Origin of the sequence: Glutamicibacter sp. 2E12 (assembly GCF_050030965.1) — a bacterium.
Lineage (GTDB): Bacteria > Actinomycetota > Actinomycetes > Actinomycetales > Micrococcaceae > Glutamicibacter.
Genome location: NZ_CP188297.1, coordinates 2200317 through 2222296, shown reverse-complemented (window position 1 = coordinate 2222296; position 21980 = coordinate 2200317). Strand labels below are relative to the sequence as shown.

The window sequence follows — 21980 nt, the reverse complement described above, 5'->3', positions numbered from 1 at the left end:
GCTAAAACGCGAGAAATCAGCACCAGTTGCCCCTATGCCAGGTCTAGTGATTCCTTGCACAGTTCAATAAAACGATCGTTTGCTTCAACTTCGCCGATGGAGACGCGCACTCCTTCGTTCGAGAAGCCGCGCACCGACAGCGCCACGGCGTTTGCCCGCTCGACGAACTCATCGGTATTTTCGCCCAGCGGAAGCCAGACGAAGTTCGCCTGGGTGGAAGGAATCTTCCAGCCCTGCCCGGACAGGGCCGAGGCAACTCGTTCGCGTTCCATGACCAAGCCCTCAACGCGCTCAAGCACCTGGTCGATGTGGGCCAGCGAAGCGACCGCGGCATCCTCGGCCACGCTGGAGACGGCAAACGGGGTGGCCACTACGCGGATGTTATCGGTGATCTCCGGGTGAGCCACCGAGTAGCCCACCCTGAGATTCGCCAGGCCGTGAGCCTTCGAGAAAGTGCGCAGGAGAACCACATTTTCGTTCTCGTTGTAGGTATGGATGCCATCCACCGATTTCTCGTCGCGGACGAACTCGGTGTAGGCCTCATCCAGGACAACCAGCACGTTCTTCGGAACCCGTGCCAGGAAGTCATCGACTTCGGCCTGGCTGAGTACCGGACCGGTGGGGTTATTCGGTGTGCACAGCAAGATGACTGAAGTATTCTCGTTCACCGCTGCGATCATGGATTCCAGATCGTGGCGCCCGTCTTCCAGCAACGGGATTTCAACGGGCAGCGCACCGGCAGTCTGCACGAGGATTGGGTAGGCCTCGAAGGAACGCCACGCATAGATGACTTCATCCTGGATGCCGTCTTCGTTCTGGCCCGCGAAAGCGTTCAGGATCTGCACCAACGCGCCAAGGGAACCGGCCCCGGTCACGATGTCTTCCGCAGGAACGTCCAAGTACTCGGAAAGTGCTTCGCGCAGCTTGGTCGATAGCGGATCAGGGTAGCGATTCAGGCTGGACTGCTCCACGACCGCCCGATGCACAGCGTCCAAGGGACCGAAGGGAATTTCATTCGATGACAGCTTGTAAGCTCTCGCGCCTTCAATAGGGGCAGGCGGCTTGCCCGCAGCGTATTTGGGCAAACGTGCAACTACAGAGCGTGGCTGCACCTGATCTTGGGTCACCGGGTTCTCAGTCATACCTCAAAGCCTAGCCCTCACTAAGGGTTTAGCGATATCTCCGGTTCATCCTAATCCCAGATTTCTATGCCAAAGTTAAGGCATGAGCTTTCTGATTCGAGTCATCGTCAATGCGCTTGCCCTCGCCGCCGCCGTCTGGATTGTGCCCGGCCTCAAGATCGTCGCGGCCGGCGAAGGTGCAGTAAGCACGGTCATCGCCTATTTGGCGGTTGGCGCAATCTTCGGATTGGTCAACGCCTTGGTCCGTCCGATCGTCAAGCTGTTCTCCTTGCCAATCACCTGCCTCACCTTGGGCTTGTTCACTATCGTGATTAACGCCCTGATGCTCCTGCTGACTTCATGGCTGACGACCTTCACCCCGATTGAACTGGTCATCGAGCAGTTCTGGTGGGATGCCATCGCCGGTACGATTATCATCTCCATCGTCTCTGCGGTCCTCGGATTGTTCGTCAAGAGCGAGAACGAGTAAGCGGTATTCGACGCAGTACAAGAAGAGGACGGCATCCGACAGGTGCCGTCCTCTTTCGTTAATATCCGATTCGCCGCCCCCGATCAGCGTCCCATCTTCTGCCCTGATCCACAGCACCATTCATCAGCACGGTGATACCCGGTGATGCTGATCCGGCCGGCTGGTTGCAGTTCTTGAGCGCTTTAGTGGCGTGGTGCCATGTGCTTGAGCCGCTCCTTGTCTTCTTCCTTCAAGGGCGGACGTTCTTTTTGCTTGCGCTCCAGCTTGAACATGCGGATTTTCAGCGGGGATTCGGGAAGGTAGAACTGCTTCAGATGCTCTCTGATTTCCAGTTTCGGGTCCTCATCGAGTTCCAGGAGGTGGTCACCGTAATTCTTGAGATGATGCGACGGGCCAAAGAGCCCATCTTCGGGCAAGATGTCCTGCATGTGCTCGCGCGGACCTGGGAAAGTGGTGGTGTAATGCTCGCCCTTGCGGGGATTGGGTCCGCCATCGGTGCCGGGCACCATATCTTTTCGGTCTTCTACGGATAGGCTGCGGATATCCTCTGGCAGATCAATAGTGCCGATGGGAGAACCAAGGGTCAGCACCTTGTTCAGCTTGTACTTGCGCTTCAAGAACTTGTTCTTCGTCAGCTGGGCTACGTGAATGCCTCCTTGCGAGTAGCCGGAGAGGATTACTTCATCGCCCTCTTTCGCTCCGCTGAGCCTTAATGCTTCATCGAGCGGTTCCACAAAATTCTCGGATTCCACCCCGAAGCCGTCAGCGATGCCTTCCGGGCCAAAAGGCGAAGGAACTTCGGCGTCATCCTGCGTCCCCGGAAAGAGCGCGATATAAGTATCATCGTCAGCTTCGACGATCATGATCTTTCCGTTGTTCTCCGTGCCTTCGCCCTCCAGCTTTTCGTGCAGCTGGAAATAGCTTCTCATCTTGCCATCCAGTTCAACCGTCTGAGCTGGATCTTGCCCTGCGAGCTCTATTTCGGTATTCCGGTTTGACCCCAGCAGCCGCATAATCCGCGACAGCGACTTGGCGGTACCTTCGATTTGCTCGGTCAAGGTCATATTCGGCGCCAAGGGCCAGTGCGGGATGTAGGACATCAGCAAGCGCAAAAAGGTCTCCATGCTTTCCCTCGGCGGACGCCAGCCGTTATCGCGGGTCTTGGATATGAAGTCCCCGACCAGTACTGCGCTGGTGCTTACGAGCATCATCCGTTCAACTGCGGCTTCGGCAACCTCATAATTCCGCATGGCCGCAGAGACCTTTCCGGTAAGTTCGAACGCTGTGATTTCGCCTTCCCTGGCCTGCTGATAGCTGTCTCTGATCAAATCGCCTAGATGCCCGATGCCATAGCCCCTGGCTTCAATGCCTGCCGCCATGCACTGCAGATTCAGGTCCCCCTGGCAACTGTACGCAGCCTGCGCGGCCCTGAGTAAAGCGTCGGATATGCCATTGATGTCGCGAGCAACCCGCTGGCAGATTTCCCCTGCCTGGGCGTAATCCGGCTCGTTGTAATTGACTTCATATCCCATGGCTACGAGGCCATTCTCTGGTTCATGATTTGCGCTTCGAGGTTTTGGATCTCACGCATGGCAACCCCCAAGTACTCTTCAGCGTTGTCCAGCTCGCCATTGAGCATTTCCAGTCGCTGGCTCAGCTCCTCAACATTGTCTAGAAACGCCTTGCCAGCCTTTGAATTCCAAGTCAATGCCCGGATTGAACCCAACTGTGCGATGGCAAACTTAGTGGTTTTCTGGGCGTCATCGAGCTGACTTGCCACCGTCAGCAGCGTCGCTTGAAACATCATTTCCTTGCTCCGCATCCTTGAGAATTTGTCCACCATCATGGACAGCAACAATGGGGCACCAGCACGTTTGGCGACCGGTTGTGGAAACAGCAGTGAAGTAAAAGATGTGATGTAGCGCCGAGGATGGAAGAATATGAGTATGGCTGAGATTGCGCGCACTTCCCTTGCTAATGAACCACTGGCTTTGACTGCCCTCGACGGACGCTACCGCAGCGCCGTGGCACCGCTGGTCGACTACCTTTCCGAAGCGGCTTTGAACCGCGATCGCGTTCACGTTGAAGTTGAATGGCTGATCCACTTGACCGATAACTCCGTTCTTCCAGGCACCTCCCCGCTTTCTGCGGAACAGAAGGCAGCACTGCGCAAGATCGTCACCGATTTCAACGCTGATTCCGTGAAGGAACTGGCAGAGATCGAAGCTGTCACCGTTCACGATGTGAAGGCTGTCGAGTACTACATCGCTAACCGCCTGGAAGCGATCGGCATTGGCAACCTCAAGCCGCTGGTGCATTTCGGTTGCACCTCTGAAGACATCAACAATCTGTCCTACGCTCTGGGCGTCCAGGGTGGCGTGCAGCAGGTATGGCTGCCGGCAGCCCGCGACCTGGTGGCACAGCTGGCCAAGATGGCCGAGGACTCCCGCGACGTGCCGATGCTCTCGCGCACCCACGGCCAGCCAGCCACCCCAACTACCTTGGGCAAGGAACTGGCAGTTCTGGCGTGGCGCCTGACCCGCCAGCTGGACCGCGTCGAGAAGACCGAGTACCTGGGCAAGATCAACGGCGCTACCGGCACCTATGCTGCCCACTACGCTTCGGTCCCTACCGCTGACTGGCAGCAGATCTCCAAGGGTTTCGTTGAGCACCTGGGCCTGACCTGGAACCCGCTGACCACCCAGATCGAATCCCACGACTGGCAGGCAGAGGTCTACGCAGACATTGCACGCTTCAACAGCATTCTGCACAACCTGTGCACCGATGTCTGGAGCTACATCTCCATCGGCTACTTCGCGCAGATCCCAGTGGCCGGCGCCACCGGATCCTCGACCATGCCGCACAAGGTCAACCCGATCCGCTTCGAGAACGCTGAAGCTAACCTGGAGATCTCCAACGGCCTGCTGAACACCCTGGGTTCCACCCTGGTCACCAGCCGCTGGCAGCGCGACCTGACCGACTCCTCTTCGCAGCGCAACATCGGTACCGCTATCGGCCACTCGGTTTTGGCGATCTCGAACGTTGCCAAGGGCTTGGATCGACTGTCTGTCGCCGAAGCCGTGCTGGCTGACGACTTGGACCACAACTGGGAGGTCCTTGCAGAGGCCATCCAGATGGTCATGCGCGCCGAGGCTATCGCCGGTGTCGAAGGCATGGATAACCCGTACGAGCGCCTGAAGGACCTGACCCGCGGCCACCGCGTGGATGCGGCCCGCCTGAAGGAATTCGTTGGCGAACTGGGCCTGTCGGCTGAAGCCGAAACCCGCCTGCAGTCGCTGACCCCGGGCAGCTACAATGGCATCGCTTCGCAGCTGGTTGACCACTTGAAGAAGTAATCCGGTGGCGCAAGCTTCCCGAACGACGGCTTAAACGAGTTCCGCCCCGGAGCGATCCGGGGCGGAACTTTTAATACTGGGCATCCGTAGCAGCTTCAATTCGAATTTGCTTCTCAGCGCTGCAATTCCATGCCCCTGTATTAGCGAACGGGGGCACCCGGGCCCAACGGGATGCCCAGCGCCCACCATGCCAAGAAAAGTGCCAGCCAAACCACGAACATGATCACGGCGCAAGGCAGGGTAAAGGAGATCAATGTTCCTATGCCGGCCTTCTTGTTCAAGGTCTGCAGATACCCAACGCAGAGCACGAAACTGGTACTCATCGGAGTAATGGAATTGGTGCAGGAATCCGCAATCCGATAAAGCGCCATGGTCGTCGCCGGATTGGTGCCCAATAGCATCATCATGGGGACGATTACCGGTGCCACCAGTGCCCACAACGCTTGCCCTGAAGTAATCAGCAGGTTCAAGGTCGCAACGCCCAACACGACGATCAGGAACAGCCCGACCGTGTTGATCCCCAGCCCCTTGATCGTATCGGAGCCCATTACTGCGACCACGGTGCTGATTTTCGTGTACTTGAACAGGGCCAGGAATTGCGACACCGCGAAGAACAGGACAATCAATGGCGCGATGGCACGTATTCCGTCGGCCATGAACTGGGGAATGTCCGCATTGGACGCCAGCTGACCAGAGCTCTTGGCAAAAGCTGTCCCGATGGCCAGGAAGAACAAGGACAGGAAGAATGCTATTCCGTTCAAGAATGGCGACTCAAGGAACTCGCCGTTCTCGCCTCGCAGCGGTGACGCTGGAATCGCTACTGCCACAGCCAGCACGGCCACGAAAACCAATGCCACCACACCAGTGGTGCGAAGGCCACGACGCTCGGCCACATCTGTGAGGCGGAGTCCTACTGCCCGGCTGTCGCCTGGCGGCACCTCGGTAGCTTCGACGATAAGCGTCCCTTCCCGCCGTTTCAGAATCAGCTCCGTAACCACGGTGACCGTGACCGCCAAGACCAAGGCCGAAACCGTGGTGAAGTACATATTATCCGTCGCACGAACAGTAGTTGCCGGGTCGATGATTTGTGCGGCTTCCGTTGCCACTTTGGCGAATACCACGTCGCCGGGTGCAATCAACGGATTGGCATCGCCGGCTGCATTAATCGATACGAACGCGACGATCATGCCAAGCATCGGCGAGCGGCCCACCGCTTTAAAAGCCACCGCACCCAAGGGAATCAGTACTACATAAGCGGAGTCCGAGAGGAACTTGGATAAGGCACCGCCTAATGCCACGGCGAAGACGACGTACCGCGGCGACACGTTACTCAATGCACGTCGTGCCATCACTTCGAAGAGTCCGGACCTGTCGGCAACAGCGACACCTAGCATCACGATCAGCACTGTGCCCAGCGGACCGAAGGTGACGAACGATTCTTCCGCGCCAGTTAGCAGATCCCGTATGGCACCTACCGACAACGCACTATTGACCCCCACCGTGTCGCCCGTCGCTGGGTCAACAACTTCGACCCCTGTACGGGAAAGTATCCAGCTGGCTACAGCCAGAACCGCGAACAGGATCCAAAACAGCCAAAACGGATGCGGCAGGGCGTTGCCCGCGCGTTCGAGTCGCGCCAGGAATCTGATTCCCAGCGGCTCTTTTCGGGTTATGGACTCAGTGATAGTCATGGTTCCTCCAGTAGCGGGTCCGTGCCAAGCTCCCATTGCGCTCGGTAACGATGGGGCGGATCGCCCACTAGTGATTTCTATTACAGATGTTGAGCTATATGAGGATGATTAACCAATTTCAGACAATCGTTAGCCGCCCTTTGGCCATGGCATTTTGCCCGGCCGCCGGTCACCGAGTCAGTGTGGACAAGAGATCCGGTCCAAGGCTGAGGACCGTCTTGGTGTCAATCCGGTGATACACAAGTTTCCCCTTGCGCTCCGAAACAACGAGGTCAGCCTCCCGCAGAACCCGCAAGGACCGGGAGATCTGCGCCGCGGGTTGTCCCATGCGCGAGGCAAGTTCCGACGTCGTCATTGGTTCAGCCGAAATATGGCGGAACAATTCCATCCGGGAATCGGCGCTCAACGCTCGGAGCCGCTCGCGGACCTGCGTGATCTTGAGAATAGGATCCCTGTCCCGTTGCATAGGGAAGTGGACAACTACCGGGTAGCCGGGGTGATCCTTGACCGTAAGATGATTCCCAATCCATTTCGACGGGATCATCAGAAGTTCCCTGTGCGCCAGGGGCACGCTGCGTTGCTGGAGTTTATCGAAACGCACCTCAGCAACGCCAGGGAAAGCTTTCGCTGTGGCGCCTACTTCTGCAATCACAGAGGTCGGCTCAGAGCGCTTAAACTTCATTGTCAGTTGAGCGGCGGAACCACTTGCCTCCTGGTATAAGTTCTCCCACTCCGCCGCGAAGAAAGAGTTCCAGCATTCGATGCAGAACCGAATAATCCGGCTCCTGAATTTTTGCGGATCATTAACCAATTGTTCCGCCAGTTCAAAGCGGCTCGCAGAGCGTGACCGACAGGAATCCAGAAATTCCTGCTGGGCCTGGCTATCACTGAGCACATCGATGGCTATAGTTTGCACTTGGCTGAACCCCCTCAGCGCCTCAGCTGCCATTCCAGCGAAGGCACTCACCGGCATTGCTGCCAAAGCGGCTAGCTCGCGATCGAACAGGGAACCGGGCTGCAAACTCAGCGGGAAAAAGAATCGAGCCCTGAATCGTGCCCACAACGGTGAAAGCGCTTGGAATTCGCTGATCAGGGGTTCATCCGCGCCGCTGGCGAGGGCCTGGACAGCATCGGAGAATTCAAGGTGGTGATCGGGCTCGGCCCATACATGCAGCAGGGCCATCAACTCAGCCAGCGGTGAACTCGCCACTTTGAGGTCACTGGGGTTGAAGCCCGAAAACTGCAAGGCAATAGCCATTTTTCCCTCCCCAGACCCTGTACACAACAAACATTTGGCTAACTTGCGCCAATTGTCTCATGGACTACCTCGACGACGGATATCTTCGATTGTAGATAATTAGCCGCCGGTCAAGCCCGCAATTTTGATCGGCATTGAACGCGAAAAGAGTGAGCCTTGTCGATCCGAACTGGTGATATGACACCAATTCCAGAAGTTGCCGTGGAAATCCAGGAGTACATGGTGGCTCTAAGCGATGGCGTCCATCTGGCCACGGATGTTTACCGGAACAGCCAACATGAAGGGCCGCTCCCCGTGATTCTGGAACGCACACCCTACGGTAAGCGAGCCAGAAGGGATTCCGACCAGTCTGTTCGCCATAACCCCGTTCCCATGCCGGAAGAGATTGCCGAATTCTTCATTAGCCGGGGCTACGTTGTAGTCCGACAGGATTGCCGTGGCAGAGGTCGTTCAGGCGGCGAATTCGTAAAGTACTTCAATGAGGGACGCGATGGTTTCGATACCATCGCTTGGATACGCAACCAGCCATGGTGCGATGGGCGTGTGCTCATGAATGGCGTTTCCTATTCTGCCCACGCGCAGACGGCAGTAGCGGCGTTGTCTCCCGAATCGCTTGCAGGCATGTTCATGGACTCTGGCGGCTTCTCTTCAGCCTACGAAGTGGGCATGAGGATGGGCGGTGCCTTCGAACTGAAACAGGCTACCTGGGCGTTCCGCCACGCGGCCAGAAGTCCAGAGGCCGCCAGCAGCCCCGAGATCGCCGCGGGCCTGGCCAAGGTGGATTTGGCTGAATGGTTTGAACAGACCCCTTGGAGCCCTGGCAAGTCCCCCCTGAGCCTGGCTCCCAGTTACGAAAGCTACCTGCTTGACCAGTGGTCCCGCGAGTCATTCGGGGAGTACTGGAGCCACCCGGCAATCTATGCTCGCGGGTATTATGATCGCTTTCCCGACGTGCCGTCCTTCCATATCTCCAGCTGGTACGATCCATATATTTCCTCAGCCATTGAGAACTTCCAGCAGCTATCTTCCCTGAAAAGCAGTCCAGCGTATCTGCTCCTGGGCCCTTGGACGCATGGCAAGCGGTGCCAGAATTATGCCGGAGACGTGGATTTCGGAACCGGGGGCTACTTCGACGGTAACCTCGCACCGTCTTACCTGCACTTCCGGGCCGACTGGATGGATGAGGTGCTCGGCCGGGCTAGGAATGCAACTCCGCGCCACAAGGTCACGTACTTCATGATGGGAGGCGGTCCTGGGACGGCAACTGACGAAGGCCACCTGTTGCACGGTGGACAGTGGAAGCACGCAGCGACCTGGCCGCCAGAGACTTCGGCGAGGACAACCATGTACTTGCACCCGGGCGGTGACATGCGAGCGGACCCGTTCTCGGGCCAGGCCCATTCAACGCTGATTTTCGATCCCCGTGATCCTGCACCGACCGTGGGCGGCCAAGTAACCAGCGGCGAACCGCTCATGCGAGGCGGAGCATACGACCAGGTGGCACCGGCAGGAGCGCGCGACTCTGTCCGCGTCAGCCTGGCCGATCGTGCCGATGTCTTAGTATTCCGATCGGCTGTGCTCGACACTGCCGTGAGTATCGCGGGCGCCGTCACTGCCGAAATATACCTGTCGTCATCTGCACCTGATACCGACTTGACCATCAAGCTGATCGATGAGTACCCGCCTAGCGCAGATTTTCCGAACGGATTCGCCATGAATCTTACCGAGGGAATCATGCGGGTGCGTTACCGGGATTCGTACAAAGATCCGGAGTTGATGCAGCAAGGACAGGTCTACCGGGTAACGGTCGCTGCGCCGTCGACAGCAAACCTGTTCGCCGCTGGCCACCGTATTCGGTTGGACGTCTCGTCAAGCAATTTCCCCCGGTTCGACATCAATCCGAATACTGGAGGTTCCGCAGCCCGCGATAATCAAAAGCTCATCGCTGAAAATACTGTTCATTTCTCGACTGAGCACCCGACTTCGCTGTCGCTTCATATCCTGCCAAACGCCTGAAAACATACAACTCAGCTGCGTCGCAAGTGGGGTCTGGATCGTGCTGGCGGGTGAAGTTCAATGCATCGCGCCCAGATGCACCAGGAAAGTTCCATGGCCTGCCACATCCTGTGCACGTTGTCCGTGCCTGCGCTTGGAGAGCAATGGGCCGCAAGCCGTCGAGCGGGCGGGGTACCTGGCCCCGCCTCTCGCACCACCGGGCATGCGGGCCAGCATCCGGCGCTTCGCCACGTCACTGAATACGATCCCGAGCACGACTAAAGAACACCATGCCCAAACCCTCCCAATACCCAGTTGGCAATTCACGAGGAACAACGGAAAATCGAATTACGCCAGTACTCGAGCGAACGTTTCCGACTGTTTATTTTCGTCCTTCGCAACACCAAACGGCGAAGGTCCGCCATCTGGGTCCGGGGACGCTTTCACACCATCCAAGGAATCTGACGCGACTGTCGCCTCACCCAGTCGTCAAGACCAGGGAACTTCCGGCTAATGCACATCCCCGCCGGTTGATAATGGAACAAATCTGGAGGAACTGGCTCCACAACCGCTTGCTGGATTACCCCCGGTACGCATGCCGCTCATGAGATTCATATTCCTCAGCGCACAGTTCTGCCTCTGGCTTCCTCCCCACCCCCTAGCTGAGACGCAGTTGCCTTCAGATAGGAGTTGAACGCCCTCTTCCCTTGGGCATTTTCCCTGTAGCAAATGCCCACACTGGGCGTACACGAATAGAGGCGCCGCCACCCCGCATGAATTCTCGGGGAGGCGGCGCCTCTTGCACGTCATTTGGCGTAGCCGCTTGAATCAGAACTGAGTAGGTTTAGCCTCGAATGCGAGAGGGATGCCACGATTCTCGAATTGGTCTATTATCTTTTCGTAAAGGGCGCGGTACTCTACGGCAGGATAATGGCGGAGGGACACCTGAATATAGGGCTTTCCTTCCCTGAATTTTCCTGGTTGACCCTCCACGGGTTCGTGCAAATAAATCTCTAATGTCCGGTTCAGGTCCGCTCGATCCCATAGGACTTGGACCTTCGCATTGTTGACGTGCTCGACGCCCATGACCGAAGCAATCGAAGCCCAAGCGATCTTGTGCCCACCGCGAACTGTTAGGCCACTGGCCTTGACCTTCAGATCGATGGCATCGGCCGCTTTTCTACCGGCACCCTTCACTGCGCTGGCAAGTGCGACGGCGCCGAAGATCAGCAGTATGGAGCCCACTACGGTGGGGATACCCTGAAGGACAATTTGAGCAAGATAGCTTGAGGTTTCCGGCAAGTCGTTGGCAATCAGGTAGATGCCCATCAATAAGAGGATCATTCCAATAGCCAACAGGCTGAAGCCCTTGTCAATCCGCGGATAGAAATACAGCGAGGACGCCACGAATTCATTGTGCTCGGGCAATCTGGATCTAGAGGTCTTCATATGCTGCCTAATTCGCTTTCATGGTCAACGTTGTCGAAGAACACCGCATCGAAAAGATCGATCATCGGGTCCATCATGAAATTCAAAGTCGAGAGGTCGGAATCGAACGCCTCGAGCAGGAAGAACAGTCCATGTCCCCGCGCTACGGTCCTGACATGCCCGATGGCCGGCAGCACTGCTGATCCGTTTCCTTCACGCTGCCCATCCAGCGCGATCACGGAAGACAATTGGATGATCTGGCCAAGTGACTCCGAGTGGTATTCGCTCATCTGGACCGGTGCCGCCGATTCGTAGTCCGGCTGGGCCAGTTCCTCCAAACTCAAGGCAGGGTCGTCATCCAGAACTATCAAATGGGCAGTGCCCAGTGCGTGTCCATCTTCAGGCGAATACCAAAGTGTATGCTCGGCTTCGGCTATTTGGTTGTTCGCCACGTCCAAAGCAAGCTGCTCATAGACCTTCCGCAGCTCAAGATCTTCCGGGATGGCCAATTCCGCAAGGTCCTGTGCCCATTGCTCTGCCGTATCCCAACTATCTTCAGGAAATGAGCGAGGTACCGGAATCCAAAATTCCAGATCCGGTTCAATCTCGTATGTTGTCACTGAATTGGCACCCACTTGAAAGTTCCCAGTATCGACAAGCCCAACGACTTTAATCCTTCGGCGAATGCCTCACCATTCTCCGACTCAACGTGCGCGTAGGAATAAAGCAACCACAATCCGGCTCTTGGATCCGGATCGATGCTTCCATCCGGCAACGGACGAGGAACAACCATGTTCAGGCCATTGTTCTTGAGCTCGGGAGCTTCGGCAGCTTGCTCCACGGAAGACCAGAGGTACCAGTCTGCTCCGTCGGCGTCTTCGATTTCGATCTGGTTGCCGCCTGCGGCCTTTCGCGCAGCTTCCAGCAAAGTGCCGGAGGATCCCACCTTGAGTGGGGTCATGATCACGGAAACCGGCATTGCCCCCACGGCAAGTTTCTCTACCGGCATTGCGAAGCCAAGTGATCCGCGGCGCCTCAAGTACTCGAACGTCTGGTGCATTTGCCGTCGAAGCATCAATACCAGGTCTGCGCGTCCAAGTGCCTTGGGCTCTGCCGTCACCAGTTTCGTCAAAGCCTGCTCGTGCTCAACACTGGTGTTGAATTCGCGCCAACCTGCCGGATACAGCAAGCTGTATCCGATGCCTCGGGGACGCGCCTTCGACGCTGGTGGTGTTGCGCTCATCGTTTCTCCCGCAAATTCAATGTGTGGCTCGGATGTTCACTTTACGGATTGCTCCGCGCCGAAGCTACTTCTCGCGAGTCAGGTCCCAGAGGCTAGGAGGCGCGGTTACTATGACGTTGCCCCGGTCTTCCCAGTTCCCGTGCTTCGCAATCTTTTCCGCCCAGGCTCTGGCCTGAGGACCCATGTCGTCAGGGTTCTTCAGTATGTAGGCAGCCATTTCGCGATGCTTTGTTGCGCTTCCCTCCGAGATGTACTTAACGTATGTCTTCCAGTCGCCTTTGAATTCCTTGTTGAAGCCATCCAAATACTTGTTGGTCTTGCCGGAAACGGTCTGCTGGTACTTTTGCTCGATCTTGCGGTTATTTCGCCGGATCTTGGCTTTGGTCGAACGGTTTCCACGGATCGTAGTTTTCGGTGGGCGCTTGGTGCCCGACTTGATGGAAGACCTGACAATGCCGCGCCCCGTGCTGGAACGCGTTTTGCTAAAGGCCTTGATGATGTTCCGAGGTCCCGCTTTGGATCCTGCCTTGATCCCCGAGGGAAATGCCTTGCTTAAGCCGGAGAAGGCTTTTCCAGCAAAACGGCCGAAGGGGATAATTCCGACTACCGCTATCAGCAAACTGGTCCAGTCGCCATCGCCTTGGACCATCTTGATGACCTCGATTGCCACCACGGCAACGGCAGCGATCACCGCAATTGCTGATGCGATCGGTCCCCACACCGGCGAAGTGATGAACAAGGCCGCAATACCCACGCCCAAGGCAATCCAGCCTAGAACCGAACCCAGGGTGGAGAGGAACTTGTCATCGTTGTCCGCGGCTTTGAAGGCATCCTCGATTTCGCCGACTGCCTCATCGTAGGCATCTTCCCAATAGGAAACGCGACCGTCGAATTTGCCCCACAGCTCACGCAGTTCTTCTTCGGCTTCTTCGCGCGCAGCGGTTGCTTCTGTCAGGTCGCTTTTGGCTTCCGCTTTTTCCTCGTCGGTCCCTTCGCTGAAGCCGAGGAATCCGTCGGCATCATCTACCGCGCCTTCGGCGGTGTCTTCTTGGCTTCTCTTGGTTTGCACGCTCTGGTGCGCATCCTCGATGTCCGTGATCAGCGCGTTCAAGGTCGTGTACGAATCCACTCCGCCCTCAGCGGTGCACATTTGGAGCGCGCCTTGGACCCGGTCCAAAGCATAGGAATATTTCTTCAGGGCCTGGCCTGTGCCGTCGTATCGAATGGCCGCCTTGCGCAACTCGGGAAATACGTCTCCAGCGTTCTCACGCAGCTTGGCGATAGCTTCAGACTTCAGATCCGACGTCCCGTTACTGATGTCTTCCAGCCTGGCCGCAGAGCGTTCCATCTCCTCGCCCGAGGTGATCAAGTCCTTGGCGCTCCGGAGCAGGTCATCAGGATTTCCGTCGATGAGCTGCAGGGTTGTACCCTTTGGCGATTCCAAGGTCATGTCGTCAACTCTCTCAGTTTACTTAGCTTCTTTGGGGGCATCGGAAGCACGTGAATTCAAGAAGGCCTTCTTCGTTTCCAGATCCCACTCTTCGAATCCATCCTTGATGTCCTTCAACCCGGTATGCACTCCTTCAAGATTCTTGAGGAGGTCATCACGGGTATCGTTCCAGTTGTCTTCGAAGTCCTTGACTCGGTCTTTCAGATCGCCTTTGCCCATCGGGTCTCCCACTGAGCCGGCCATGCCCTTGGCAAAGTCAGACGCATTCTCGAAATCCTTAATACTATTGCCTAGCTCCGTGACAATTTCTTCCAGGCGCGCCAAATAGATTTCATCGGCCATAGTGCAAACGACTCCTCAGGTATCCAGCGACGACGCTGCAGGACAATTCGGTATTCAAGGATCAGGCGGTGCAAGAAAAATGTGGCCGCCCGTAATTTCCCAAGGCGGCCACATTACCCCGTAAAAAATGGTCCTACTTGCCAGCCATGGAACGGTCGGTGTCCTGGATCTGCTCCATCATGTCGCGCAGGGCGATGGCCATGTCATTAATGCCGTCGAAAGCCTTCTTCAAGCCATCGTTCAGGTCCTTGTAGCCTTCGCCGAACTGGCCCGAAGCGTGCTCGGTGGTGAAGTCTTCGCCCAGCAGCTTGTCCACGCCGGACTGCAGCTGCTCAAGAACGCCATCCAGGTCTTCGCGCCCGGTATCAAGCTTCGATGCCATGGCTTCCATTTCGCCGTAATTGGCCTTGAAATCAGTCACAACAATGCTCCTCAACTCGTCGACTGGCCCGCTTGCCGGGCCACTCTAGTTCGTTCACAGTCTAGAATAATGTGGCAGATGGCCTCCGTTCAATGGGGAGAACTCCCCGTGGCAGGCCGGCATTGAACTGAAGTAGAAAGGTCCCATGGACGTCGTTTCAGCAGCAGCCCTCGCCAAATCCTCCACCCTCGGAATGCGGCCGGCCGAAGCACGCCTGCGCATTTGGTCCTACCTTGTCGACTACGCTATTTCGCTGGCTGCATTGCTGCCCGCCGGCATCGGCTACGTGATTTTCCGGGTGACTGGACAGTACTCCACCGTTCCGCTGGTCCTGTCCGCGGTCAGTGCCCTGCTATTGCTGGTCTACCTGATTGTCTTGCTCACGATGAACAGCCGCAAGGGCTCTTCGCCCGGCAAGTCCGCGATGCGACTGCGCGCCACCGGACTGGGCCGCTTCGCCGCACCGGGTTTCCCCCGCGTCATGGCCGCGTCTTTCGCCTTCCTGCTCAGCCATCTCATCCCGCTCATCGGCCCCGTCCTGCTACTGGTCTCCTGCCTGTTCGACAAGGAGCACGGCCGCGGTTGGCTGGACAAGATTGCCCAGACCTATGTGGTCGATATCCGCAATGGACTGGACCCCACCAACCCGCGGGCGCTGGCCCGTGCCGAATACCTGCTCTCGCGCCCGGACCGGGACATTTCCGAGCATCTGCCGCCGCTGGGCACGATCGAAGATGACGCCGAGCGCGAAGAGGCCGCCGTGCCTTCGCGTGCCCGGTCCACCGCGGGCATTGTCGGGGCGCAAAACAGCGACTGGCATTCGCCTTCGGAGCAAGGTCTGGGAATCGTCCGCCGCGCGGCCTTCGCCTTCGACGACGGGTCCTACATCCCGGTTCCCGAATCCGGGCTGATCGGGCGTGCGCCCCAGGCCACCGCGGGCACCGGCAATGAACTGCTGGTCGCGCTGAAGGACCCGGAACGTCTGATGTCCAAAACGCACCTGGCCTTCGGCTGCGACGGGGCGAATGCCTGGATCATGGACCTGGGATCCAGCAATGGCACCCAGGTCATCGTCGCCTCCCGCGCCCCGCACAATGCACCGCCCCATGTCCGCCTGCATCTGAATGACGGTGACGTCGTCCAAGTCGGCAGCCGCACCTTCCGCATTACCTTCCAGGAGACCGCCAAGTGAAAATCAAGGCCACGCTCAGGCGACCGGACACCAGCACCGTGGACGTCATCCTGACCTGCGATGCGACCGCCACCGTGGGAGATGCCGCCCGCGCCCTGGCCGGGGAGCAGGTTCCCGAGCACCCCACGCTGCTGGCCACGGCCACCGGCACCGCCCCGGTGCAGCTCGATCCGCACACCCCGCTGGCCGAAGCGGAACTGGGTTCGGGCTTCACCATCGAAGTCGTGCCGACTACCGACGCCTTCGTCTCAGGCGGCTCGGCGGCCGCGGTGCTGCGCGTGGCCAACGGCCCGGATGCCGGCATGGCCTTCGCGCTGCCCGCCGGCACCTCCTATGTGGGGCGCTCGGAGAAGGCCACCGTGGTGCTCAACGACCGCATGGTCTCCACCCGGCATGCGCGCATCGAGGTGGGCAGCAAGATCGAGCTGGTGGACCTGAACTCCGCCAACGGCATCCTGGTGGATGGCGGCTTGGCCCAGCGCGTCTCGGTGATCCCCGGCCAGCTGATCACCCTGGGCGCCACGGATGTCTACTTCGAGCTGCTGCACGGGACCGCCACGGGGCAGTCCCCGGTCTACGAGATGGGCGGCTCGATCCTCTTCAACCGCTCCCCGCGGGTGGAGATCCGCTACCCCGGCGAGGAACTGCCTCGCCCGGCGATCCCGCAGGAAGCCAGCCCCAAGCTCTTCCCCTGGCCGATGATCTTCGCACCGCTGATCATGGGCTTGACCATTTTCTCGCTGACCCAGCGCGCGCTGTCGCTAATCGTGGTGCTGGTCTCGCCGCTGATGATGCTGGGCAACCTGATCGGCCAGCGCACCCAGAACAACAACAAGCTGCGCCTGGAAATCGAGACCTTCGAACGGCAATTCGAGGCATTGGAAGATGGCCTGCTGGCCGGGGAGGAAGCCGAACGCGCCCACCGGCGCAGCGAAGCCCCAGCCACCGCAACGGTCTTCGAGCAGGCCGAGTCCCTGGGCCAGCTGCTCTGGACCCGACGCCCGGAGCACTGGAACTTCCTCTCCCTGCGGCTGGGCTCGGGAACCGCCCGCAGCCGCACCACCGTGGCCCCGTTGGCGGACCGGGCAGGACTGCAGGAATACGTCGAACGGGTCGAAGAGCTCACCGAGCAATACCGGATGATCGACGATGTGCCGATCATCGAGCTGCTGCCCTCTGCCGGCGCCATCGGCATTGCCGGGCCCCGGCTGCAGTCCGCCGATGTCCTGCGCTCGCTGGCCGTGCAGCTTTTCGGCCTGCACGCCCCCAACGACCTGTGCACCGCCGCGATCATCGACCCGGCCTGGACCGGGGACCTGGAATGGTTCAAGTGGCTGCCGCACACCACCGGGCCGCGCTCCCCGCTGGCCCAGCTGGCGCTGGCCGATACGCAGACCTCGGGCACCGTGCTGCTCAACGCCCTGGAAGAGCTCATCGCCCGGCGCAACGACCCGGCTTCCTACCGGCTGGGCCCGCTGTCCACCCGCAATTCCTCCATGGAGCTGGGCAAGGAAGCCGGCGAGCAGAACACCAGCGTGCCGTTAGCCAAGGACCTCTCGCTGGTGCTGTTCGTCAGCAATGACGCCCCGGTGGACCGCGCTCGGCTCTCGCAGATCATCGAGCGCGGACCGGCCGTGGGCATCTACACGATCTTCGTGGCCCCCACCGTCCAGTCCCTGCCCGCGGCCTGCCGCACCTTCGTGGATGTCACCCGGGGCCTGGAGGATGCCCGCGTGGGCTGGGTGCGCGCCGGCGAAGAAGCCCGCCAGGTGACCGTGGAAGGAGTCTCGCGCGAGCATGCAGAGCACTTCGCCCGTCGGCTGGCTCCGATCGTTGACTCCAGCTCGCTGGTCCCGGACTCTTCGGATATCCCGGACTCGGTGTCGCTGCTGCGCATCCTGGGCACTGATCTGGCCGAAGCACCGGACGCGGTGCTCGAGCGCTGGAAGCAGAACAACTCGGTGATCGACCGCGCCGCCACCGGGCCCCGGCCGCGGCTCAAGCGCGCCGGAACCCTGCGCGCCTACATCGGCCAGAGCACCCCGGATGCGATGAGCCTGGATCTGCGCACCCAGGGCCCGCACGCCCTGGTAGGCGGCACCACCGGCTCGGGCAAGTCCGAATTCCTGCAGGCCTGGGTGCTGGCGATGGCCGCCGAGTACAGCCCCGACCGGGTCACCTTCCTCTTCGTGGACTACAAGGGCGGCTCGGCCTTCGCCGACTGCGTGGAGCTGCCGCACTGCGTCGGGCTGGTCACCGACCTCTCCCCGCACCTGGTCCGCCGCGCGCTGACCAGCCTGCGTGCCGAGCTGCACCACCGCGAGAAGCTCTTCCACCGCAAGAAGGCCAAGGACCTGCTGGAGCTGGAAAAGCGCCAGGACCCGGAGACCCCTCCGGCCCTGGTCCTGGTGGTCGACGAGTTCGCCGCCCTGGCCGGGGAGGTCCCGGAATTCGTGGACGGCGTAGTGGACATCGCCCAGCGCGGCCGTTCATTGGGAATCCACCTGATCCTGGCCACCCAGCGCCCGGCCGGGGTGATCAAGGACAACCTGCGCGCCAATACCAACCTGCGCGTGGCCCTGCGCATGGCCGACGCCGCCGACTCCAATGACGTGGTGGAGGACCCCATCGCCGCCGGCTTCGATCCGTCGCTGCCCGGCCGCGGCATCGCCAAGACCGGCCCGGGCCGGCTGGTGCCCTTCCAGTCCGGCTACGCCGGAGGCTGGACCACCGATGAGCCCGAAGCGGCCGAAGTGCGGGTTGAGGACCTGCGCTTCGGCGGCGCGCGCGTCTGGGAGCAGCCTGATGCGGGGTCCGAGGAGATCGAGGAGAACAGCGGCCCGAACGACCAGAAGCGCCTGGTCTCCAGCTTCATCGCCGCATCCAACGGGGCCGGGATCCCGGCACCCCGCCGGCCCTGGCTCGATGACCTCTCGGCCACTGTGGACTTGCGCGAGCTCGCCCCGGATTCGGACTGCCGGATCCCGCTGGCCCTGGCCGACATCCCCGAGCACCAGGCCCAGGAAACTGCTTGGTTCGAACCCGATACCGACGGCCACCTGCTGGTCTACGGCACCTCCGGCGCGGGCAAATCGGCGGCCCTGCGCAGCATCGCGATCGCCGCGGGAGCCAACCCTTCGGCCGGCACCGCAGCGGTGTACGCACTGGAATTCGGCACCAGCTCGCTGCGGTCGCTCGATCCGCTGCCGCATGTCGGCGCGGTGATCGGCGGCGATGACGTGGAGCGCATCCAGCGCGTCTTCCGCATCCTGGCCGAGCACCTCGATGAGCGCTCGGCCCGGTACGCGGCCGCAAACGCCGCCTCTCTGAGCGAATACCGCCAGGTCACCGGGGACTTGTCCGAGCCGCGCATCTTCTTGCTGATCGACGGCTTCGGCCAGTTCCGCAGCGACTGGGAGCTGGGCCACGGCCGCGGCGAGTACTACCAGGTGTTCATGCGCATCGTGGGCGAAGGCCGCCCGCTGGGCGTGCACGTGGTCACCACCGCCGACCGCTTCGGCGCGGTGCCCACCGCGATCAGCGCGAACATCACCCAGCGCGTGGTGCTGCGCATGGCCGACGAGCAGGCCTACAACGTGCTGGGCGTGGCCAAGGATGTGCTGGGCGAACGCAGTGCCCCGGGTCGCGCCATCATCAAGGGCCACGAGGCGCAGATCGCCGTGCTGGGCGGCACCGCGAACGTGGCCGAGCAGACCGCGCTGACTACCAGCTGGGCCCAAGAGCTGGCAGCTTCCGGTGCCCCGCAGGCGGCCGGAGTCGAGTCGCTGCCGCAGGAATTCTCCGCGGCGGCGCTGCCCGACACGGTCAACGGGCAGCCGGCCATCGGCCTGTCGGATGCCACCCTCGCACCCTGCGGCTTCGAGCCCATCGGCACCTTCGTCATCGCCGGGCCGCCGCAAAGCGGGAAGACCAACACCATGCGCGCCATGGTCACCGCGCTGGAACGCGCCAACCCGGCCACCCAGTTCTTCCACATTGGCGGCCGGCGCGCCGAGCTGCGCGGCTGGCGGACTTGGAACGGCGCGGCCTCGGGCCCGGCTCAGACCCGGCAGTTCGCCAAGGACATGCTGGATCTGGTCGCCGACGATTCCATGCCGGGCAAGATCGTGTTCGTTGTGGAGAACTTCACCGAGTTCGCCGATTCGGATGCCGAGCGCCCGCTCAAGGAACTGCTCAAGGCCATCAACCGCTCCGACCACTTCCTGATCGCCGACGGAGACATCAACGCGTTCTCCTCCAGCTTCGGACTGCTCGGCGAACTGAAGTCCAACCGCCACGGCATCGCGCTCAAGCCCGACGCCTACGACGGGGACTCGCTGTTCAAGGTGCCCTTCCCGCGCGTCAAGCGCCACGAATTCCCGCCGGGCCGCGGATTCATGGTGCAAAACGGGCAACGCACCCTGGTCCACCTTCCACTCGTGGAACAGTAGGGCCGCAGGACTCTGCGCCGGTTCAGTTTCCCGCGAACGATCCCGCACTTTCGGCTTCACGCTGCGGGCTGAACACCCCAGCGCCATGGCGCCAGCGGTAATAGGCCAAGCAGGCAAGGGTGAACGGAACACCGAAGTACAGTGCTGGACGCTGCACTGGATCAAAAGCCACGCCCACCAGCGAAGCGCCAAGCAGCACCAAGGCGATGATCGGCAGAATCGGGAACAATGGTGCCCGATAGGGCAGGGAATCGGTGGATCCATGCAGGGCTACGTAGTGCCGGCGGAACGACAGATGCGATGCACAGATCACGATCCACACCGCTACTACCGCAAACCCGGCAATGGATACCAAAGCCATGAAGAGCGACTGCGCCGCGATGAAGCTGGAGAACAGCGATACCAGTCCGCCGAGGATCGACAGGCTCAGGGCCAGCATCGGAATGCCCCTGCTGTTGGTCTTGGACAGGGCTTTGGGCGCCTGGCCTGCGGCTCCCATGGAATGCAGCATGCGAGCGCATGAGTACAGTCCGGAGTTGCCTGCCGAGAGCAGGGCGGTGATGATCACGAAGTTCATGATGTCCGCACCGGCTGGCAGGCCGGCGACATCCAGGACCGTGACGAACGGACTCTCATTCGCGCCCGCCTCGGCAAACGGGATAATTGCGGCTACGACCACGATGGCACCGATGAAGAACACCGCCAAGCGAACCACGGCGGTGCGGATGGCCCGCGGAATGCTCAGCTGCGGGTTCTTCGCCTCGCCGGCCGCTACGCCGATCAGCTCGGTACCGCTGAATGCGTAGAACACCGAGAGGACGGTGACCAGTACTCCGGTAATCCCCGCAGGGAACAGTCCCCCTTCGGTGCTGAAGTTGGACAGGCCAATCACGCCGGCGTCACTGGCCGGGTTGATGCCGATGATCGTGGCGGCGCCAACGACAATCACCAGCAGCACCGCCGCCACCTTGATCAGCGCAAACCAGAATTCGGTTTCGCCGAAGACCCGCGATGAAGTCGCATTCAGCGCAAACAGCAAAGCAGCGAAAACCAGTGAGAAGACCCAGACGGAAATCGAGGGGAACCAACGTTGCATCAGCAGCCCGGCTGCGGTGAATTCGCTGGCCAGGGCTACCGCCCAGCACAGCCAGTAGAGCCACGCCGTAGCAAAACCCCACGCTGGTCCAAGATCACGGGTGGCGTGTGCATGGAATCCTCCTGCCACCGGATGCCGCGCCGATAGCTCTCCCAGCCCGCTCATCACCATGTAGGCCACCAAGGCTCCGACTGCATAGGCCAGCACCGCGCCCAGCGGCCCGGCTTGGGCAATGGTGTATCCGGAGGAAACGAACAGGCCCGAGCCGATCACCCCGCCCAAAGCGATCATCACCAGATGACGCGAGGTCATGGTTCTTAGCAGTCCGGAATCGGCTGGTGCAGTCTCGTTGGTGCTGACGATGCTCTCGGTCATGGGGCTCCTTGTGGAATGAATGCGCTTGCAGGATATCGAGCTTGGACGGCAGTCCCGGACGGGCATGTCAT

At 60.2% G+C, this 21980-nt stretch carries 17 protein-coding genes; 5 read left to right on the top strand and 12 right to left on the bottom strand.

Annotated features, from left to right (window positions below; translation table 11 throughout):
• Positions 1 to 32: 32 nt before the first annotated feature.
• Entirely contained in the window at positions 33 to 1142 is a 1110-nt protein-coding gene (locus ACP3TE_RS10420; protein WP_332489307.1) for a histidinol-phosphate transaminase, read from the bottom strand.
• Between the two features lie 82 nt (positions 1143 to 1224).
• On the opposite strand from ACP3TE_RS10420, the gene ACP3TE_RS10415 reads away from it, so the two are divergent.
• The gene (locus ACP3TE_RS10415) at positions 1225 to 1611 is read left to right on the top strand and encodes a phage holin family protein (protein WP_105656214.1); all 387 of its coding nucleotides are present in this window, start codon (positions 1225 to 1227) and stop codon (positions 1609 to 1611) included.
• A gap of 182 nt (positions 1612 to 1793) precedes the next feature.
• On the opposite strand, the gene ACP3TE_RS10410 is transcribed toward ACP3TE_RS10415, so the two are convergent.
• Both ACP3TE_RS10410 and ACP3TE_RS10405 read right to left on the bottom strand, forming a co-directional pair.
• The gene (locus tag ACP3TE_RS10410) at positions 1794 to 3143 is read right to left on the bottom strand and encodes a hypothetical protein (RefSeq protein ID WP_426733471.1); all 1350 of its coding nucleotides are present in this window, start codon (positions 3141 to 3143) and stop codon (positions 1794 to 1796) included.
• A gap of 2 nt (positions 3144 to 3145) precedes the next feature.
• Positions 3146 to 3577: a hypothetical protein gene (locus ACP3TE_RS10405; protein WP_332489309.1), complete on the bottom strand. Its 432-nt coding sequence runs from the start codon at positions 3575 to 3577 to the stop codon at positions 3146 to 3148.
• Here ACP3TE_RS10405 and purB point away from each other — a divergent pair.
• Positions 3558 to 4967, top strand: coding sequence for an adenylosuccinate lyase (gene purB, locus ACP3TE_RS10400; protein WP_332489310.1), 1410 nt, complete (start codon positions 3558 to 3560; stop codon positions 4965 to 4967). The two genes, ACP3TE_RS10405 and purB, sit on opposite strands and share 20 nt — an antisense overlap.
• Positions 4968 to 5107: 140 nt before the next feature.
• On the opposite strand, the gene ACP3TE_RS10395 is transcribed toward purB, so the two are convergent.
• Both ACP3TE_RS10395 and ACP3TE_RS10390 read right to left on the bottom strand, forming a co-directional pair.
• Positions 5108 to 6658 (bottom strand): AbgT family transporter, encoded by a 1551-nt coding sequence (locus ACP3TE_RS10395; RefSeq protein WP_426733469.1) that lies wholly within the window; start codon positions 6656 to 6658, stop codon positions 5108 to 5110.
• Between the two features lie 169 nt (positions 6659 to 6827).
• On the bottom strand, positions 6828 to 7916 hold the full coding sequence (locus ACP3TE_RS10390) for an ArsR/SmtB family transcription factor (RefSeq protein ID WP_332499233.1): 1089 nt from the start codon (positions 7914 to 7916) through the stop codon (positions 6828 to 6830).
• Between the two features lie 156 nt (positions 7917 to 8072).
• On the opposite strand from ACP3TE_RS10390, the gene ACP3TE_RS10385 reads away from it, so the two are divergent.
• Entirely contained in the window at positions 8073 to 9932 is a 1860-nt protein-coding gene (locus tag ACP3TE_RS10385) for a CocE/NonD family hydrolase (RefSeq protein ID WP_426733467.1), read from the top strand.
• 807 nt (positions 9933 to 10739) lie between these two features.
• Here the strand turns inward: ACP3TE_RS10385 and ACP3TE_RS10380 are convergent.
• The 6 genes from ACP3TE_RS10380 to ACP3TE_RS10355 all read right to left on the bottom strand — a co-directional run bounded on the left by ACP3TE_RS10380 (position 10740) and on the right by ACP3TE_RS10355 (position 14795).
• A complete protein-coding gene (locus ACP3TE_RS10380; protein ID WP_388023338.1) occupies positions 10740 to 11318 on the bottom strand; it encodes a hypothetical protein in 579 nt (192 codons plus the stop codon).
• 38 nt (positions 11319 to 11356) lie between these two features.
• Positions 11357 to 11974 carry a hypothetical protein gene (locus ACP3TE_RS10375; protein ID WP_426733465.1) on the bottom strand — a complete coding sequence of 206 codons (618 nt, stop codon included), beginning with the start codon at positions 11972 to 11974 and terminating at the stop codon, positions 11357 to 11359.
• Complete coding sequence (locus tag ACP3TE_RS10370; protein WP_426733463.1) at positions 11956 to 12582, bottom strand: hypothetical protein; 627 nt, start codon at positions 12580 to 12582, stop codon at positions 11956 to 11958. The genes ACP3TE_RS10375 and ACP3TE_RS10370 overlap by 19 nt, the downstream gene beginning before the upstream one ends.
• 64 nt (positions 12583 to 12646) lie before the next feature.
• A complete protein-coding gene (locus ACP3TE_RS10365) occupies positions 12647 to 14032 on the bottom strand; it encodes a hypothetical protein (RefSeq protein ID WP_426733461.1) in 1386 nt (461 codons plus the stop codon).
• A gap of 18 nt (positions 14033 to 14050) precedes the next feature.
• Positions 14051 to 14374, bottom strand: a complete 324-nt coding sequence (locus tag ACP3TE_RS10360) for a hypothetical protein (RefSeq protein WP_105656206.1) — start codon at positions 14372 to 14374, stop codon at positions 14051 to 14053.
• A 133-nt stretch (positions 14375 to 14507) separates the two neighbouring features.
• Positions 14508 to 14795: a WXG100 family type VII secretion target gene (locus ACP3TE_RS10355; protein WP_066141890.1), complete on the bottom strand. Its 288-nt coding sequence runs from the start codon at positions 14793 to 14795 to the stop codon at positions 14508 to 14510.
• 145 nt (positions 14796 to 14940) lie between these two features.
• Here ACP3TE_RS10355 and ACP3TE_RS10350 point away from each other — a divergent pair, with 145 nt between their 5' ends.
• Both ACP3TE_RS10350 and ACP3TE_RS10345 read left to right on the top strand, forming a co-directional pair.
• Entirely contained in the window at positions 14941 to 15987 is a 1047-nt protein-coding gene (locus ACP3TE_RS10350; RefSeq protein WP_426733459.1) for an RDD family protein, read from the top strand.
• Positions 15984 to 20438, top strand: a complete 4455-nt coding sequence (locus tag ACP3TE_RS10345; protein WP_426733458.1) for an FtsK/SpoIIIE domain-containing protein — start codon at positions 15984 to 15986, stop codon at positions 20436 to 20438. Before ACP3TE_RS10350 ends, ACP3TE_RS10345 begins: the two co-directional genes overlap by 4 nt.
• A gap of 22 nt (positions 20439 to 20460) precedes the next feature.
• Here the strand turns inward: ACP3TE_RS10345 and ACP3TE_RS10340 are convergent, their stop codons facing one another.
• Positions 20461 to 21909, bottom strand: a complete 1449-nt coding sequence (locus tag ACP3TE_RS10340) for an amino acid permease (RefSeq protein WP_105656203.1) — start codon at positions 21907 to 21909, stop codon at positions 20461 to 20463.
• Between the last annotated feature and the right edge of the window lie 71 nt (positions 21910 to 21980).

What these genes read in the sequence shown, in the direction of transcription:
- ACP3TE_RS10390 (WP_332499233.1), bottom strand. Translation starts at nt 7,916, where the DNA reads ATGGCTATTGCCTTGCAGTTTTCGGGCTTCAACCCCAGTGACCTCAAA.
- ACP3TE_RS10395 (WP_426733469.1), bottom strand. Translation starts at nt 6,658, where the DNA reads ATGACTATCACTGAGTCCATAACCCGAAAAGAGCCGCTGGGAATCAGA.
- ACP3TE_RS10350 (WP_426733459.1), top strand. Translation starts at nt 14,941, where the DNA reads ATGGACGTCGTTTCAGCAGCAGCCCTCGCCAAATCCTCCACCCTCGGA.
- purB (WP_332489310.1), top strand. Translation starts at nt 3,558, where the DNA reads ATGGCTGAGATTGCGCGCACTTCCCTTGCTAATGAACCACTGGCTTTG.
- ACP3TE_RS10420 (WP_332489307.1), bottom strand. Translation starts at nt 1,142, where the DNA reads ATGACTGAGAACCCGGTGACCCAAGATCAGGTGCAGCCACGCTCTGTA.
- ACP3TE_RS10410 (WP_426733471.1), bottom strand. Translation starts at nt 3,143, where the DNA reads ATGGGATATGAAGTCAATTACAACGAGCCGGATTACGCCCAGGCAGGG.
- ACP3TE_RS10360 (WP_105656206.1), bottom strand. Translation starts at nt 14,374, where the DNA reads ATGGCCGATGAAATCTATTTGGCGCGCCTGGAAGAAATTGTCACGGAG.
- ACP3TE_RS10370 (WP_426733463.1), bottom strand. Translation starts at nt 12,582, where the DNA reads ATGAGCGCAACACCACCAGCGTCGAAGGCGCGTCCCCGAGGCATCGGA.
- ACP3TE_RS10415 (WP_105656214.1), top strand. Translation starts at nt 1,225, where the DNA reads ATGAGCTTTCTGATTCGAGTCATCGTCAATGCGCTTGCCCTCGCCGCC.
- ACP3TE_RS10340 (WP_105656203.1), bottom strand. Translation starts at nt 21,909, where the DNA reads ATGACCGAGAGCATCGTCAGCACCAACGAGACTGCACCAGCCGATTCC.
- ACP3TE_RS10365 (WP_426733461.1), bottom strand. Translation starts at nt 14,032, where the DNA reads ATGACCTTGGAATCGCCAAAGGGTACAACCCTGCAGCTCATCGACGGA.